Here is a 16,749-nt window from a genome sequence, read left to right as displayed (position 1 = left end):
CATGTAACATGGTAGTTTTGGGAGTGAGTCGCGCTTCTATGGAAACGCGGCAAACAAGGGGGGAAACGGTCGTGGCTACTTCATCGGCAAGGATGTCATCAGCACAAGACGCGCTGTTGCAAGGCTGCGCACAGATTGTTGGCGCGTCCCAAGTGTTGTGCGGTGACGATGACCTCGCGTTGCCGTTTCGCCAAGATTGGACAGGTCAGTACACGGCCATACCGTTGGCCGTTGTGCGCCCGAAAACCACGCAAGAAGTGTCGGACATTGTCCGCTTGTGCCGCGCGCACAGTGTGTCGATTGTGCCATCAGGCGGGCGAACCGGCCTTTGCGGCGGTGGCGTGCCGATATCAGATCACAGCAGTATCATCCTGTCGCTTGAGCGGATGAACGCGGTCCGTACCCTTGATGTGGACGGGCGCAGCATGACGGTCGAGGCGGGCATGATATTGCAAACCGCCCAAGACCATGCGCGGGATAACGGCTTGGTCTTTCCCCTGACATTTGGCGCGCAAGGCAGCGCCATGATCGGCGGCGCGCTGTCGACCAATGCGGGCGGATCGAATGTCGTGAAATACGGCACGACCCGCGAATTGTGCATCGGGATCGAAGCGGTGCTGCCGGATGGGTCGGTGATCAACGCGCTGACAGGTCTGCGCAAGGACAACACAGGCTATGACCTGAAGGATTTGCTGATCGGGGCAGAGGGTACGTTGGGCATCATCACCGCCGCCGTGTTCAAGCTGCACCCGATGCCGCTGACCCGCACCACAGGATTTTTGTCCTTGGCATCTTTGGCAGATGCGCCACGGGTTTTGAACGCCTTGCAGGACCGGACGGGCGGCGGGGTGGAAGCCTTTGAATATATGCCGCTGGCCGCTGTCGATGTGATCTGCCGTGAATTCCCCGCGATCCGTCAACCTTTGGAAACGCCAGCAGACACCGGCATATTTTTCGAAGTCGCCTCATGCCGCAAAGACGATGCGGAATCCGGTGCAGATGGTGATCCGCGCCTGCAAAGCATGGTTTTCGCGGCGCTTGAAGAGCTGATGGAGGAGGAGATCATCCTTGATGCGATGATCGCCCAGTCAGAACAACAACGCCTTGATCTGTGGACCATGCGAGAGTCTATCCTGGAGGCGATTACCGCCAATGGACCCGCCTATCACATGGATATCTCACTGCCGCTGGCCGCGATTGCCGAATTTGTCTCGACCATGGATGCGGCGGTGGCCCCCATGGGGTTTCGGCCGCTGACCGTCGGGCATCTGGGCGATGGCAACCTGCACTATGCATTAAGCGCAGCAGAGGAGCAGGATTGGGAGAGTTTGCCCCTCGCGCAGGCCAAAGCGCTGGCCTTTGCGCAGCTGTCGCGCCTGAACGGATCGTTTTCGGCAGAGCACGGGATCGGGCAAAGCAAGCTGGATGTGATGCAAAAGCTGAAAGAGGCCAGCCAACTGGCCGCGATGCGCGCCATAAAGCAGGCGCTGGACCCGGATGGGCTGATGAACCCGGGAAAGTTCATTCCCGCACAGGGTGATACCGACATGACAAAATAGTCGTTTCTTTATGGGAGGAGAAAGAATGAGACAGATAATTGCAAAAGGACTGGGTGCGGCGCTGGCGCTTGGGCTAGCGATGCCCGCAAGCGCGCAGGCGCTTTTCGACGGGTGCCCATCGGGTGAAATAATGGGCCGCTTCGTGGAATTTGGCCGCTCGGGCAAGATGCCGCCAGATCTGGGCCGCTGGTTAAGCACGCCAGACGCGCAAGAGGTCGACACATGGGCCCCCTTCGACAACGTGAATTACGTGGGTATCTGTTGGGTGTCATCATGGCTGGTGCACACCGATGACGGCAGCGTTTTGATTGATACGCTTTATGGCCCGTTCACGCCAATACTGCTTGAGAACATTGCCAACACCGGCACCGATCTGGCGGATATCAAATACGTCTTGATGACCCATGGGCATTTTGACCACGTGGCGGGTGCTGCGGCGCTTAAGCCGTTGTTGCCGAATGCAACATTCGTGATGACCCAAAAAGGCTGGGACGAGGCCGTTGCATCGTCAAAGGCATCGCAAGCCGGACCACGTGCGTGGCAGATGATCGAACCTGAAATGATCGCCGCGGACGGGGAAGAGATCAAGCTGGGCGGTAACAGTTTCACCGTTTTGGAAACGCCCGGCCATACATGGGGCACCGCGTCCTATGCCTATGATGTTCAGGACGGCGACGAAACGCACCGCGCGGTCACCATTGGCGGTCTGGGTCTAAACGCGATTGAAGGGCCCGAGCAGGTAGAGGCATTTATCAACAGCCTTGATCGGCTTCGCGCCCTGACCGAGGACGGCGATGCAGGCATCGACGTGCATCTGACGACCCACGGCTTTTCCAACGGGTTGGACGAAGACCGTCAGGCCATGGCCACGCGCAAAGAGGGCGAGCCAAACGTGATGGTCGACCCAGACGGGCTCTTGGCGCAGATCGAAACCCTGCGTGAGGGCGCAGTAAAGCGGCTGGCCATCGAGCAGAACAAGTGAACGACTGAAAACAACCAGGGAGGAAGACCAATGAAACTTACGTCTAAACTAAAGGCACTGGGTGCCGCAGCGCTGATCGCGTTGAGCGCACCAATGGCTGCCCACGCGTGGGAGCCAAGCAAACCAATCACCATCCAGATCGGCTTTGGGGCCGGGGGATCGACCGACACCATGGGTCGTGTTCTGGCCGAAGTGATCAAAGATCAAACCGGATGGAACGTCATCGTTGAAAACCGCCCCGGTGGCGGCGGCGTGGCGATGTTCACCAGCGTGTCGCAGCGGCCCGCTGACAATCACACCATCGGCATGGGTGTAGGCATTCCGGTGCTGGTGCAACTGGTCCAGCGCGGCGATGAACTGCCTTTTGACATCGACAGCTTTGATTATCTGGGCACCATCGCCAAGGCCGAGCTGGCCTTGGTCGCCAGCGCCGACGCGCCCTTTGACGATCTGCAAGGTATGATCGCCTATGCCAAAGAGCAGGGCAATATGCCGCTTGCCACCATGGCACCGCCACAGGTGTTGATGATGAAAGCAACGACCAAAGCATCGGGCGTGGATTTCAATCTGGTGACTGCGGATGGTGGCGCCGAAGTGATCCGGCTGATTTTGGGCGGTCAGGTCTTGGCCGGTTTCGCCTCGGGCGAGCATTTCCCATATCTTGAATCCGGTGACATGAAGGTGATTGCCAGCGCGAACCAAGCGCGGCTGAGCTATGCGCCGGACACCAAGACATTCGTCGAATCCGGCGTTGATGCCTTTGTTGATGCGGTGTTCTTTCTTGCGATGAAGGCCGGCACCGATCCTGAGGCCGCAGCCGCCATCGCGGCCGCAATTGATGCGGCTGTGCAATCGCCAGAGGTCGCGGAAATCGTGCGCAACGCAGTGCAGGGTGATCCGATCAACATGGGCCCCGAGGGTGCCAAGTTGATGATGGTCGACGGCCTTGCTAACGCAAAGCGTCTTTTCGCCAACTAAGCTGATATGCCCCGCTGCTGTTTGCGGCGGGGCATACACCAAAGGGAGGGGAGACCCGCGTATGACCAACTCAGCAGACCGTTTAACCGGGGCGTTTTTTCTGATCTTCGGGCTTGCGATGGTGTTCCTCGTGATCCCCGCATATGTCGAAGCGCCCGAAGGCGGCAATCTGTCGCCCCGAACACTGCCCTATGTTGTGGCATGGGTCATCTCTGTTTGCGGTGGCCTTTTGATCCTCAAGCCCACAACCCATCAGGCCCCTGACGGGCGCTTTTTCATGCAGGCCGCCGCCTATGTCGCTGTGTTGGGTGGGTCGATTTATGCGATGTCTTTGTTCGGGTTTATCTATGTGGCACCCGCACTGGCCCTTGTGATCATGCTGATGATCGGCGAACGCCGCCCGCTTTGGCTGGGGATCGGTGCCGTGCTCATGCCCGCCGCGATCTGGTTTCTTGTCACGCAACTTCTGGAACGGGGCTTGCCCGGATAGGACGCCGTTATGGTCGATCTCTCAATTATTCTGGCCGGTTTTGGGGATGTGTTTACCCCCATTAACATGCTGTTTGTCGTCTTCGGCGTTGTGCTGGGGCAGTTTGTCGGCGCGGTGCCGGGGATCGGGCCGGTGATGGCGATGGCCATTGCGATCCCGTTCACCTTTGGGCTGGACCCGCTGCCTGCCATCGCCTTTCTCGTCGGCGTCAACAAGGGCGGGCTGGTCGGTGGCGCGGTGCCTGCGATTTTGATGAATACGCCCGGCACGCCCGATGCGGCGGCGACCGCGCTTGACGGCTATCCGCTGGCGCAGCAAGGCAAGCCGCTGAAGGCGACCAAAATGGCATTGTTTTCATCCATCACCGGCGACACGTTCAGCGATATTGTTCTAATAACCGTCTCTGCGCCGCTGGCGATCCTTGCGCTTAAGATGGGCCCGGTCGAGATCGTGGCCCTTATGGTTTTTGCCTTTTCCATCATCTCGGGCCTGATGGGGGAGTCGTTGATCAAAGGCGTGATTGCTGCGGGTTTGGGGTTGATGTTCTCGTTTGTTGGCACCGACCCCGAGCATTTCTCCCCCCGCCTGATTTTCGGGTTTTGGGATCTGTTTGACGGGCTTGCCTTGCCATCCGTGGCCATCGGGATGTTGGCCATATCGGAAATCTTGCGGCGCATGTCCGATGGTTATGGCCGCGCGGGGCAGGGGATACTGACACCAGATAGCGGCAACCCTGATGATCGCCGTGTGACTTGGGCCGAATATTGGTCCTGCCGATACACCCTGTTGCGCGGTGCCACCATTGGCACGATCCTTGGCGCGTTGCCCGGTATCGGGTCCACGGCAGCGGCGTTTATGTCTTACGCGATGGCCAAGGCCTCCTCGAAAGACCCCGACAGCTTTGGCAAGGGCAACATCCAAGGGATTGCGGCAACTGAATCCGCCAATTCCGCCGTGGTCGGTGCCAACCTTATCCCCTTGCTGACCCTTGGCATTCCAGGAAGCGTGACCGCCGCGTTGATCATCAGTGCGTTCATGATCCACGGGATGCAGCCCGGCCCGCTGTTGTTCCAGACTCAAGGCCGGTTGGTCTATGGTTTGTTCGGCGCGATGATCATGGCGAATTTCGTGAACCTGTGGGTCGGCCAAGCAGGTCTGCGTCTGTGGGTCAAAGTCGTCTCCGCCCCCGAAGCGGTGATCTTTTCCTCGGCGCTGTTGCTGTGCTTTGTCGGTGTGTCGATGGCGACCAACGGGCTGTTCGGCATAACGGTCATGTTGATCTTTGCCGTTATCGGCCTGCTGATGCACAGCTTTGGCTATTCCATGGTGATCTTTATCATCGCCTTTTTCCTTGGGCCGCAGTTTGAAAAGTCACTGTCCCAAGCCACGGCTTTGTTGAACGGCAATCTGCTGAACATCTACACCAGCCCGGTTGCCATGGCGCTTTTGATCTTGTCGGTGGTGTCGCTGTATTGGTTCGTCTCAAAACGAACCAATACAGTTGCGGACACCACCAACCTTGGGGTGCCGGACGGCGAAACGCTGGATCAAAAGCGCTAGAAGCGCCCGCAATCCACCTTCATCTTATCGCCCGTGATGGCAGAGCTTAGATCGCTGGCATAATACAGCGCCGCACGGCCGACTTCCTCAGGTGCTACCCAGCGTTTGAGGGCGGCAACATCGGTGTAGTTCTCGCGCTCGATCTCGGACGCGGGGCGGCCTTCGGCTTCGGCACGGCGGGCAAGGATACGGTCCATGTTTTCGCCGGACACCGCGCCGGGCATCAGTGCATTGACGCGCACACCGACGGGGCCAAGTTCACGCGCCATGGTTTCGGTAATGCCGATGAGGGCGAATTTGGACGCCACATAGGCCGACCGCATCGGATAGCCCTGAATGCCCATCAGCGAGGACATGTTGATGATCGATCCCGACCCTTGGGCCGTCATGATCTTGGCGGCCTCTTGCAGGCAATACATCGCACCGACAAGGTTGATGTTCATGCAGGTCACCCAGTCACCCATGTCGACCTCGGCCACCGGCGCGATGGGGCCGGGGCCGCCTGCGTTGTTTAGCAAGACATCAACGCGGCCCGTGATCTCGCGGGCCTTGGCGAACATGACGCGCACGTCATCCTGATCGGATACATCGCAGGCGATAGCATGCCCGCCCACGGCCTTTGCGACCTTTTCCAACGGTTCCAGCCTGCGCCCAGCGACAACGACCGTTGCGCCTGCTTGGGCAAAGACATGGGCAGTTGCCTCGCCAATGCCGCTGCCGCCGCCGGTGATTACGGCCAGTTTTCCGTCTAGTCGGGCCGGGTCTTGTGTCATGTCATGTCCTTTTCAAAGTCGCGCCCCGGATCGAACAGGGGCATTTCGGGCTCTCGCCCCAGAATAGCATCGCCCATCAACTGCCCGATATAGGGGCCGATGGTGTAACCGCCGCGCACGCAGCCCAGCACATAGGCGTCGGGCACGCCGGGCAGGGCACCCGCCAGCGGGTAAAAGTCGGGCACATTGGCCTCGAACCCGGTCCAGCTGCGCGTCACGCGGGCAGCGCCAAGGGCGGGCACCGCGTATTGCGCCAGCGCCAGATTGGGCCGCACGGTTTGCGCGTTCACGGTGCCGCGCCCGTCTTGCGGGGTGCCAAGCCCCTGCCAGCCACCGCCGATCAACACCGTGCCGTTGGCCTTTTGCTTCATGGTCAGCAGGCCCGTCGCATGGCCGATGACGCTGCCCATCAGCGGGGGCATACGTTCGGTGACCGACACGGTATTCACCCGCGCATTCACTGGCAGATCCACATTCAGCAGGGCGGCGAGGGGTTTCAACCACGCGCCTGCGGCCAGCAAAATGCGTTTCGCGTGGATTGTGCCTTGGGGCGTGGTCAGGGCGAAACCGTTGTTGCGGTCAATCGCCGTGACCTTGCAGCCCTCGCGATAGGGAATGCCCGCATCGCGCAGGCGTCCACGGTAATACTGCCCGGTGAGCGAGGAATTGGCATAGCCGTCCTCGGCGCAAAAGCTTGCCGCTTCGACCTTTTGGGTCAGGTTCGGTTCGGCCGCGCGCAATCGGTTGTTTGATACAAACTCAATCGGCGCGCCTGCCTGCGCCTTGAGGGTCTGACGTTCCTGCAGCATTTCCGCCTCGCGGGCGTTGAACGCCAGCGTGTAGCCGCCGGTTTTGGCAAAGCCGACGGCATCGCCCATTTCTTCCCACAGGTGATGCCCCTTTAGCGCATAGGGCATCAGTTTCACGCGCTTGATTTGCAGGCTCAGTGTACCCGCGTTCACACCAGACGCGCCTTGACCCAGGTCGCCCTGATCCAGAACAATGGCCGTCATGCCGCCTGCCGCGACGCGCAATGCGGTCGCGCAGCCCATGATGCCGCCGCCGATGATGGCGATGTCGTATGGCGTGTCAGCGGTCATAGCGGGGCCGGTTTTGGAATGGGCAGATCGTCATAGTCAAAGTCGCCCGCAGCTTGGCCAAGCGGCAAGGGGCGTAAGGGCGGGCGCGGCGTCGGGGGTGGCACATCCGAGATTGTCTTACCCGTCTGCGCGGCAATCAAAGCTGCGATGGCTGTCTGGCAGTATTTGCCGCCGCAGGGTCCCATGCCCGCCCGCAGTCCCGATTTGACAGCATTGGCGCTGGCAGCGCCGGTTGCGACCTCGGCGGTAATGTCCGCATGGCACAGGCTTTCACAGCGGCAGACGATGGTGTCAAGCGTGGTAAGTGCCTGCACCTCGGGGCGCGGCAGGCTGAGCGCGGTCATCGCTTGGCCAAACCGCGCGGCCCGTTGCCAAGGGCGCAGCGATGGTTCGGGCGCGGCTTTCCCAAGATCGCGTGTGACCCGTGCGCCCGTCAATGTCCCTTGAAGGCCTGCAGCCGCCACCCCACGAATGCCGCAGCCGTCGCCGCATAGATACAAACCTTTGACAGGTGTCGCCCCGTCCGGCGCTGCGTCGGGTACCCAACCGCCCAAGTTTGGATCGTGGCGTATGGGTACCCCAAGCATCTGTGCGGCTTCGATTTGCGGGATTAATCCATGGCCGAGGCACAAGCTGTCTGCGGCAAACTCTGGGCCTGCTGATCCGCTGCTTAGGTCGCGGGTCATTACGCCTGTGACGCCGTCTGTGCCAGACACTCCCGACACGGCATGGCCCCACAAGATCGGCACCCGCGCGAGCATCAGATCGGCCATCCAAACCGCCCCCCGCGCCAACAGCTTTGGCTGGCTCAGCATCGCTGGCACGGCGCGCGCCCAATCCGTGCGGGTGTTTGGCGTGACGATGGCCGCGACCTCTCCGCCCAGACGGCGGATTTCGCTGGCCACATAAAATACCAAAGGGCCGGTTCCACTGACGACAGTGCGCTGCCCGGGCAGGGATAGGGATTGCTTGAAAAGCGCCGTGGCACCGGCCAGCCCGATCACGCCCGGCGTGGTCCACCCCGGCACAGGTTGCACATATTCGCGCGCACCCGTGGCAAGGATCAGCGCGCGAGCGGTGATTTCTGTTGAGGTATTGTCTTGCAAGATTTGCAGGTGCCATAGGCCCGTCTCGCGCCGGATATCCCAGACACGGGTGTTGGAGTGTTGCGTTACGGTGCTGTCGCCCAACGCGCTGCGCAGCGCATCACCTGCCGTGCCTTCGGGTGTAGCGGGGGCAGAGACGATGCTGGCGGACTTGCCGCGCCACACCTGCCCACCGGTTGCGGGCTGTTCATCCAGCATGACAACACGCAATCCGCTGCGCGCGGCCGTTAACGCGGCGTTACCGCCCGCAGGTCCCGCGCCGATCACGGCAATATCATAGGGATCAGACATCAGCCCGCGCAACCACAAGGTCAGCGGTTACATCCGTGCGGCAAGCCTCGACCACCTGACCTTGGACGACAACAGCGCATTCCTGACACAGCCCCATGCAGCAAAATGCGCCGCGCGGGGCCTTGTCATTGGGGGCGTGACGCAAGTTCAAATGCCCGGCGCGCATCAGGGCGGACACGAGGCTTTCGCCCCTATGCCCTTCTACAGGCGTGCCATCAAAGGTGAAGGTCACCCATTCGGAACGCTGTATTTGCGTTGCTTGGTTTGGAACCAGCCGGATCATTTGTATGATATGCCCAGTTCATCAAAGGTACGCTTGATCTTGTCGATATCAGCCTCGGCCAAGGGCAGGACCGGATCGCGCGGAATACCGGCAGGCTGGCCGATCAGGTTCAGCGCGGCCTTGAAGGCAGCAGGCCATGTGCCCGTGCCCATCAACACTTCGTACAGAACCGTCAGTTGGTGGTGGGCATGGCGATAGGTGTCGTCGGGCGCGCCGTTCCCCACGGCAGCCATGTCAGACGGCAGCAGGTCGGTAAATTCCGGCCCCGTGGCGATAAAGCCTTTTGCGCCAAGGGCGAAGGCGGGCAGAATATAGTGGCAGGGGCCGGTCATCACTGACATGCGATGGCCAAGGCGGTGCAGCAGATGCGTGTGATAGAAAAAGTCCCGCTGGCTTTCCTTGATCCCGATGACATTGTGGTTATCCAGCAGAAGTTCGGTTTGGTCGATGGTCAGGGAAAAGCCCATGCGGCGTGGGGAGTTATAGAGCACCAGCGGCAGTTTGGTGGCGGCTGAAACCTTGTCGAAGCGCGCCATCAGCTCGGCCTCGGATGCCTTGAGCACATAGGTCTGTGGCATCGACAGTAGCACATCGGCACCGTTTTCTTCGGCGGCGCGGACATAGGCGAGCGAGGCGTCGATCGTGGGGGCAGACACGCCCATCATCACAGGCACGCGCCCTTTGGCAGTGTCTTTGGCCAGCCGCACAAGACGGCCGCGTTCCTCTGCGCTCAGCGCCCAGCTTTCACCGTTGTCGCCGGCGATGCAGATGCAAGTAGCGCCGCGTGACAGCAGGAATTCGAACAGATCGACAAAGGCATCCTCCATAATCTCGCCACGGTCGTTGAAAGGGGTCGCGATGGCGGGGACATAGCCGTGAAGGTCGTCTTTTTGCATGGGTTCAGGTCCTTGGTGTCGGGATTTGGCAGGTGAAGACGCCGCCATATTGGGCGTCCACGATGAAAAGGCGGTGCGGGTCAGCGGGGTCGAATGTGACTGAAGTTGTCCAAAGCCCGCGCGGCAGGCGCACATCGGCGATCAGGTCACCGACAGCGTCGAAAACATAGGCGCGACCTGCTTGGGCCTGCGCAACCGCCAGCCAGCCGTGGGCGTTGCAGGCCAGCCCGTCGGGGCCAAGCCCGCCGGACAGGTGCAGATAGGTGCCGACCATGGGCATCCCATCCTCGGGCAAGCGGGTTGAAAATTTCCAAACCTGATTGGCGCGCGTCGCGGCCACATAGACCCACGCGTTGTCGGGCGACACAGTGATGCCATTGGAATAGGGCACGCAGTCCAGCACCTGCCGCAGATCGCCGTTATGCCAGCGATACACCCGCCCGCGCGGATCGCTGAGGCTGGTGCGCCCACTGTCCGTGAACCAAAGCGCGCCGTCGGGGCCATAGGCCATATCCGACAGGCCAAGGAAGGGCGATGTGCCGCCGGTGCTAAGAATGTCAAAAGTGGTGTCGCCGGTCAGTTCAATCAGCCCGTGCCGGTAATCTACGGCAATGTGGCGACCATCGGGGGCAATGCGCATGGCGTGGGGTTCGCCGTCGATCTGATGCATCTGCGTCCAATCACCCGCAGGCGAGACGCGGAACACCCGACCATAAGGCACATCCGATAGCCAAAGATTGCCGTCCTTGTCAAAGAATGCGGCCTCCAGAAAGGAATGCATCGCCTGACCGGGGCGGGTCATTTTGGCCCACGCCGATGGGTCGCCCCGGTGATGCAGAACATCGGGCAGCTCGGTCCAAAGGGTCGCGGTCAATTGGGTCATGTCACGATCCCTGCATCGTAAAGCTGTCTGATCTGCTGCGCGCTTAGCCCCATTTCGGATAGAACCGCATCGGAGTGTTGGCCGAGCGTTGGGGGCGCTTGATTTACTGTGGCCCCTTTGCCGCCCATGTGGAAGGCTGTTGTGGGCAGGGGGATGTTTGCATCCGACGGGCTGGGTTGAAAATAACCACGCGCGGCGAGTTGCGGCAATGCGACCGCTTCGGCCAAGGTCTTGACCCGCTCGGCCGGCAGGTCAGCCGTGCGCAGGCGGGTCACCCATGTATCTGCATCTGCCGTCAGGAATATGTCGCGCAAGGCACTTTTGGTGGTGTCGGACAGGGCCCAAACGTCGGGCCACGTTTTCACTTGTGTCAAAGCGGGCAGGGGATGGCCCAGCCCGTCCAACAGCGTCGCAAGCTTGCGGTATTGCGCGGGGTGAAACGCGCCCAACATCAATTGTCCGTCTTGTGTGTCATAGCTGGCGATGCCCGGTTCTTTGCCGCGCGGGACAGATGCGGGGCGCTGGGCGGCGGCGGCTTCGGGGGCCATCATTTGCATCGCGACCTCAAGCATAGAGACCGAGATATGCGTGCCGCGCCCGGTTTGCGCGCGCTGGTTAAGCGCTGCGGTCACGGCAAAGGCGGCGGCATAGCCCGTCGCGTAATCGACGAATGACACGCCCGGTTTGACGCCGCCGCATTGGCTGATGGTGCCGCTGGTCGCCTGTATCACATTGTCATAGGCACCATGTTTGGCCTGCGGCCCGCTGTCACCATATCCGGTGATAGAACAATAGATCAGTCTGGGATTGATGGACGCCAGAGCATCGTACCCAAGGCCAAGTGCCGCCAAAGCGCCGGTTGTGTAATTCTCGACGATCACATCGGCAGTTTTAGCGAGCGACTTAAGAAGGTCGGCCCCCTCAGCACTGCGCAGGTTTATGGCAAGGCTGCGTTTATTGCCGCCCTGCACCTGATAGTTCAGCCCAAGCCCTGCGGCGTTCAGGTCATCATCCGGCCCCCGCCCGCGGGCGCAGTCCGGATTTGAGGGGTCTTCGATCTTGATGACATCCGCGCCCAGAAGCCCCAATTGATAGGTGCAAAACGGCCCGGCCAGCACATGGGTCAGGTCCAGCACTTTTATGGTGTTCAATACGGTGGTCACAGAAGGAAAGCCTTGCGATCTGAAATCTTCGTGTCTAATATACAAAACATCAGTTTATATACAAGACATAATGATGTGAGAGCCATGGCCAATAGCAGCGTCTTCCACCGCGACCTCAACTCTGACCTTCCTGTGGTCGTTGCGGGGGATGGAAATTACCTTATTGATGCGTCGGGACGGCGCTATCTGGATGGGTGTGGCGGCGCGGCTGTGTCGTGCATCGGCCATGATCATCCCAAAGTCCGCGAAGCGATCAAGGCGCAGGTTGATAAGCTGGCCTTTGCGCACACCGGATCGTTTACCAACCAACCGGCAGAAGATTTGGCCGCCTATCTGGTGGCGCGCGCACCGAAAGGGACGGGCGATGGCAGGGTGCTTTATCTTGGCTCCGGCTCCGAAGCGATGGAGGCCGCGCTCAAGCTTGCCCGGCAATATTGCATCGAGAAGGGGGAGCCTGACCGCCACCGGATCATCGCGCGTAAACCCAGCTATCATGGCAATACATTAGGGGCCTTGGCCACCGGTGGCCATGCGGGCAGACGCGCACCCTTTGCGCCCTTGCTGATTGACGTCACGCATATCGACGCGCCGTACCCCTACCGTTTGCAGCATAACGGCGAGAGCGAGGCCGATTTTGCGCAGCGCATGGCCAATCTGCTGGAGGATGAGATTAAGCGCTTGGGGCCCGACAGCGTCATGGCCTTTGTGGCGGAGCCTGTCGTGGGCGCGTCCTTGGGCACGCAACCTGCGCCAAAGGGGTATTTCAAACGTATCCGCGAAATCTGTGACCAATACGGTGTTCTGTTGATCGCTGACGAGGTGATGAGCGGCATGGGGCGGACGGGCACCACCTATGCGCTGGAGCAGGAAGGCATTGCCGCTGATCTGACCACCATGGCCAAGGGGCTTGGTGCCGGATACCAGCCGATTGCCGCCGTTCTGGCCGCGCAAAGCGTGGTCGATGTGATCAAGGCGGGCAGTGGCAGGTTGTGGAACGGGCATACCTATATGTCCCACGCGATTGCCACGGCGGGTGCGTTGGCCGTGCAGAACGTGATCGACGACGAAAACCTGTTGGACAATGTGGTCAAGCGGGGCGCGCAGCTTGAGGCGGCGTTGCGTGCTGCATTTGCCGACCACCCCAATGTGGGCGACATCCGCGGGCGCGGGCTGTTCTGGACGGTTGAGCTGGTTGCTGATCTGGGGACCAAAGCGCCGTTTGACCCCGCCGACGCTATCGCCACGAAAATCGGTGCGGCGGCCAAAGCGCGTGGCGTCATGACCTATCCGTCGCAGGGCTGCATTGACGGGGTTCATGGCGATCACGTGCTGTTGGCACCGTCCTATACTTCGACCGAAGCCGAGATTGATCTGATCGTTCAGACGCTTTCCGCCGCCGTTGCCGACGTGTTGGAGCAGTAGAATGGCACGCAAGACGATCCTGACCGCCGCGATCACGGGCAACCTGATGACGCCAGAGATCAGCCCACATTTACCCGTCACGCCCGAACAGATCGCGCGCCAAGCGCTGGACGCGGCAGATGCCGGTGCGGCCATCGTGCATCTGCATGTGCGCGATCCCGAAACCGCCAAAGGGTCCATGCGGCTTGATCTGTACGAGGAGTTGGTGGCGCGTATCCGTGCCGAGAACACGGACGTGCTGTTGAACCTGACCACGGGCGAGGGCGGGCGGTTTATCCCGTCTGACGATGATCCGCAGGTGGCCGCACCCGGGTCGACCCTGTGTGTGCCGGAAAAGCGCGTGGCCCATGTCGAAGCTTTGCAGCCTGATATCTGCACGTTGGATTTTAACACCATGTGGTCGGGGCAGGCGTCGGTGATCAATGCGCCGCGCAACCTCGAAATTATGGCGGGTCGGATCTATGATGCAGGCGTCAAACCCGAGGTCGAGATTTTCGACAGCGGTGATCTGCACATGGTCAAAGATTTCGTTGCGCGGGGTGTTCTGAAGACACCGTTGATGGTGCAAATGGTGCTGGGCGTACGCTTTGGTGCGGTTGCCAACCCGGCGACGATGGCCTATCTTGTCAGCCAATTGCCCGAAGGCACCGAATGGGCCGCCTTTGGCATTGGCCGCGCGGCATTTCCGATGTTGGCGCAGGCTTGGCTGCTGGGCGGGCATATCCGCATCGGCATGGAGGACACGGCCCATATCGCCAAGGGCCAGCACTGTCAAAGCAACGCGCAGTTGGTGGAAAAAGCAGCGCGGATCATCGGCGATCTGGGCGGCGCACTTGCCACTCCCGAAGAGGCCCGCAGCATTCTGGGCATCGCTGGATGACCCTAGCTGCCCTGATACCCCAAAGCCCGCGAGATTTGCAGCGCGGCGTCTTGGGTCTTGGGCAGATAAAAGCTTTCTACCCGATCGAAATCAAACCCGCTGTCGGGGCCGGACAGGTTCACGCAAGCCACGATCGCGCCGGTATTGTCGCGCACCGGCACTGCGATACTGGACCCGCCCGGTTCACGAAAACCGCGCGATATCACGCACCCCGCATTGCGCGCCTGTGCGACGCGGGCGGCAAGGCTGGCGGCATCCATCGGCGTGTGTTCGGTAAAGCGGTGCCAGTTCTGGTGGGCGGCAAAATCTTGCAAGGTGGCATCGTCCAACGCCCCCAACAAACACCACCCAATCGCCGAGGCATAGGCCTGCGTGCGGGTGCCGGTGCGCATGTTCGACACATATCCCGACCGCGCCTGATGGCTGACAAGGTACAAAACATCGTCGCCCTCAAGCACGCTCAGATGGGTGGACACGCCGGTTTCATCGCGCAGGGTCGCGAGAATGGGGCGGGCAATGGCGGTAATGGGCTGCTGGTTCAGATACGAGAACCCAAGGTTCAGAACACGCGCGCCAAGGGTAAAGGTATTGGCCTGCTCCGCCTCGCGGATAAATTCCATCTGCCGCAGGGTATAGACCAGACGAAATGCCGAACTCCGGCTCAGCTCCATCGCGCGGGCGATATCACTCAGCGACATGGGCGTTTCTGCCGCGCCAAGGATTTCAAGAACCCTAAGACCCCGATGCAGACCGGGGACAAAATAGACATCATGATTGGACGCTTTGGTCATGGGCGTATGGTTTCCGTATTGCCTTCCTTGGTGTTTAATATGCAAAACATACCAAAGACAATGGAGGACAGGTGATGACCGACGCAGCATCCAACCTTTTACCAGCCACGAACGAAGACACCTGCGGGCCGTATTTCCCGATCTATTTCGCCGACCCCGCGCTTGAGGACCTGACCCGTTTTGATCCCGGCGTCGTGGGCGCGGCTGCAGGCACAGCGATCATCCTGCGGGGCCGCGTGCTGGACCGTCATGGGGAACTGGCCAACGGGGCGGTGCTGGAGTTTTGGCAGGCCAACGCGAAAGGCGTCTACCGCACCCCCGCGACCGAAGCGCACGCGGACATTGACCCGTGGTTCCACGGCTATGGCCGGCTGCGCACAGCGTCGGGGGCCTATGAGTTCCGCACAATCCTGCCGGGGGCGACACCGGGGCGCGCGCCTAACGTCACGATCACGATCTTTTCCGACGGGATCAACCGGATCGTCACGCAGGTCTTCTTTGACGGGCAGGCGGGCAATGACAGCGACCCCGTTCTGCACGCGGTCGGCGATGACGCACCAAAACTGATCGCGCGCCACGACGGGCGTACCGCCAGCGGGGCCGAGGTCTATGTCTTTGACATCGTCATGGCGGGCCCGGGCGAAACCCCATTCTTTGACGATCTGGAGAGCTGAACCATGGCCAATCAAGGGCGTATTCTGGGCATTGGCCCGACCGATAACACATCAGACCAACGCACCCCGCGCCAACGCCTGCGGCTGATCCCCGAGGTCGCCCGCGCCAGCTTTGTGCCGGTGGTGCCCGCGCGGTACGCGACGAACCCGCATGAATGGGACATGACCCGCACCGCACCGGACCGCCCCCGCGCCGATGGCACCCCGATCGAAGTCACCGGCCGCGTGCGCAGCGCATCCGGCCGCCCGGTGGCCGGCGCACTGCTGGAGGTCTGGAGCGCCAACCACTATGGCCGCTACCGCCATGTGGAGGATCATTCGGGCCTGCAACTGGACGAAAACCACCTTGGTATGGGGCGCGTGCTGACGGATGACGAAGGGCGCTATCGGTTCTGGGCGATCAGCCCGGGTGCCTATCTGGCGCGGCCCGATATCGGACGCTGGCGGCCCAAACATATCCATGTGTCGGTCAGCGGCGGATCATCGCGGCTGATCACCCAGATGTATTTTCCGGGCGAGCCGAACAACGCAAGCGACCCGATGGCAATCCTGATGGGCGACGCGTTCGAGCGGAACATCGGCAAACCGCGCGACCCGCAAACGGCGGATGTGAAAGAGGCCTATGACTTTGATATCGTCGTCGGCGGACGGAATGCGACGTTCTTTGAGTAGGGGGGGGGCACAGCTGTCTTTAGAACAAATATCGCGAAGGTTTGGTGTGAGGAGGGCCTTCAAGGCTTTCCAGCGCAATGCCTCTTGTAGATGAGTTGTGAACACGAACTACAGGCTGACCTCAAAATGGTAGTCTTGTGTATGACATTGGCTTGGTATCTGGAACCGCGTGATATACAACCGCGCTAAGTCAAAGCACGATTGCGGCTAGCCTCGCATTCCAATGTTGGATGCTGTGATCACCCG

17 protein-coding genes are annotated in these 16,749 nt (G+C 60.7%); 9 read left to right on the top strand and 8 right to left on the bottom strand.

The features are described 5' to 3' along the window. The first annotated feature begins 71 nt into the window (after positions 1-71). The 5 genes from AADJ11_RS12115 to AADJ11_RS12095 all read left to right on the top strand — a co-directional run bounded on the left by AADJ11_RS12115 (position 72) and on the right by AADJ11_RS12095 (position 5,569). The gene (locus AADJ11_RS12115; protein WP_341234772.1) at positions 72-1,559 is read left to right on the top strand and encodes an FAD-binding oxidoreductase; all 1,488 of its coding nucleotides are present in this window, start codon (positions 72-74) and stop codon (positions 1,557-1,559) included. Between the two features lie 25 nt (positions 1,560-1,584). After that, positions 1,585-2,541 (top strand): MBL fold metallo-hydrolase, encoded by a 957-nt coding sequence (locus tag AADJ11_RS12110; RefSeq protein ID WP_341234771.1) that lies wholly within the window; start codon positions 1,585-1,587, stop codon positions 2,539-2,541. 30 nt (positions 2,542-2,571) lie between these two features. Continuing rightward, complete coding sequence (locus tag AADJ11_RS12105) at positions 2,572-3,519, top strand: tripartite tricarboxylate transporter substrate binding protein (protein WP_341234770.1); 948 nt, start codon at positions 2,572-2,574, stop codon at positions 3,517-3,519. A gap of 61 nt (positions 3,520-3,580) precedes the next feature. After that, positions 3,581-4,009: a tripartite tricarboxylate transporter TctB family protein gene (locus AADJ11_RS12100; protein WP_341234769.1), complete on the top strand. Its 429-nt coding sequence runs from the start codon at positions 3,581-3,583 to the stop codon at positions 4,007-4,009. Between the two features lie 9 nt (positions 4,010-4,018). After that, positions 4,019-5,569 carry a tripartite tricarboxylate transporter permease gene (locus AADJ11_RS12095; RefSeq protein WP_341234768.1) on the top strand — a complete coding sequence of 517 codons (1,551 nt, stop codon included), beginning with the start codon at positions 4,019-4,021 and terminating at the stop codon, positions 5,567-5,569. On the opposite strand, the gene AADJ11_RS12090 is transcribed toward AADJ11_RS12095, so the two are convergent. The 7 genes from AADJ11_RS12090 to AADJ11_RS12060 are packed head-to-tail and all read right to left on the bottom strand — an operon-like array spanning position 5,566 to position 12,064. Continuing rightward, the gene (locus tag AADJ11_RS12090; protein ID WP_341234767.1) at positions 5,566-6,342 is read right to left on the bottom strand and encodes an SDR family oxidoreductase; all 777 of its coding nucleotides are present in this window, start codon (positions 6,340-6,342) and stop codon (positions 5,566-5,568) included. The two genes, AADJ11_RS12095 and AADJ11_RS12090, sit on opposite strands and share 4 nt — an antisense overlap. Continuing rightward, entirely contained in the window at positions 6,339-7,442 is a 1,104-nt protein-coding gene (locus tag AADJ11_RS12085) for an FAD-dependent oxidoreductase (protein WP_341234766.1), read from the bottom strand. Before AADJ11_RS12085 ends, AADJ11_RS12090 begins: the two co-directional genes overlap by 4 nt. Further along, complete coding sequence (locus AADJ11_RS12080) at positions 7,439-8,839, bottom strand: FAD-dependent oxidoreductase (RefSeq protein ID WP_341234765.1); 1,401 nt, start codon at positions 8,837-8,839, stop codon at positions 7,439-7,441. Before AADJ11_RS12080 ends, AADJ11_RS12085 begins: the two co-directional genes overlap by 4 nt. Further along, positions 8,832-9,122: a (2Fe-2S)-binding protein gene (locus AADJ11_RS12075; protein ID WP_341234764.1), complete on the bottom strand. Its 291-nt coding sequence runs from the start codon at positions 9,120-9,122 to the stop codon at positions 8,832-8,834. The genes AADJ11_RS12080 and AADJ11_RS12075 overlap by 8 nt, the downstream gene beginning before the upstream one ends. Beyond that, on the bottom strand, positions 9,119-10,018 hold the full coding sequence (locus tag AADJ11_RS12070) for a dihydrodipicolinate synthase family protein (RefSeq protein ID WP_341234763.1): 900 nt from the start codon (positions 10,016-10,018) through the stop codon (positions 9,119-9,121). The genes AADJ11_RS12075 and AADJ11_RS12070 overlap by 4 nt, the downstream gene beginning before the upstream one ends. Positions 10,019-10,022: 4 nt before the next feature. After that, positions 10,023-10,901 (bottom strand): SMP-30/gluconolactonase/LRE family protein, encoded by an 879-nt coding sequence (locus AADJ11_RS12065; protein ID WP_341234762.1) that lies wholly within the window; start codon positions 10,899-10,901, stop codon positions 10,023-10,025. Then, on the bottom strand, positions 10,898-12,064 hold the full coding sequence (locus tag AADJ11_RS12060) for a CoA transferase (protein WP_341234761.1): 1,167 nt from the start codon (positions 12,062-12,064) through the stop codon (positions 10,898-10,900). Before AADJ11_RS12060 ends, AADJ11_RS12065 begins: the two co-directional genes overlap by 4 nt. An 84-nt stretch (positions 12,065-12,148) precedes the next feature. On the opposite strand from AADJ11_RS12060, the gene AADJ11_RS12055 reads away from it, so the two are divergent. Both AADJ11_RS12055 and AADJ11_RS12050 read left to right on the top strand, forming a co-directional pair. Then, on the top strand, positions 12,149-13,486 hold the full coding sequence (locus tag AADJ11_RS12055; protein ID WP_341234760.1) for an aspartate aminotransferase family protein: 1,338 nt from the start codon (positions 12,149-12,151) through the stop codon (positions 13,484-13,486). Between the two features lies 1 nt (position 13,487). Further along, positions 13,488-14,366: a 3-keto-5-aminohexanoate cleavage protein gene (locus tag AADJ11_RS12050; protein WP_341234759.1), complete on the top strand. Its 879-nt coding sequence runs from the start codon at positions 13,488-13,490 to the stop codon at positions 14,364-14,366. Positions 14,367-14,368: 2 nt separating this feature from the next. Here AADJ11_RS12050 and AADJ11_RS12045 read toward each other — a convergent pair whose 3' ends face one another. Further along, complete coding sequence (locus AADJ11_RS12045) at positions 14,369-15,157, bottom strand: IclR family transcriptional regulator (protein WP_341234758.1); 789 nt, start codon at positions 15,155-15,157, stop codon at positions 14,369-14,371. A 74-nt stretch (positions 15,158-15,231) separates the two neighbouring features. Between AADJ11_RS12045 and AADJ11_RS12040 the strand changes: the two genes are divergently transcribed. Next, entirely contained in the window at positions 15,232-15,831 is a 600-nt protein-coding gene (locus AADJ11_RS12040) for a hypothetical protein (protein WP_341234757.1), read from the top strand. Positions 15,832-15,834: 3 nt separating this feature from the next. Continuing rightward, a complete protein-coding gene (locus tag AADJ11_RS12035; protein ID WP_341234756.1) occupies positions 15,835-16,503 on the top strand; it encodes a protocatechuate 3,4-dioxygenase subunit beta in 669 nt (222 codons plus the stop codon). The last annotated feature ends 246 nt before the right edge of the window (positions 16,504-16,749 follow it).

Origin of the sequence: uncultured Sulfitobacter sp. (genome assembly GCF_964021855.1) — a bacterium.
GTDB lineage: Bacteria > Pseudomonadota > Alphaproteobacteria > Rhodobacterales > Rhodobacteraceae > Sulfitobacter.
The sequence above is the reverse complement of the archived record's forward strand: the minus strand, read 5'-3'. Positions and strand labels throughout refer to the sequence as shown.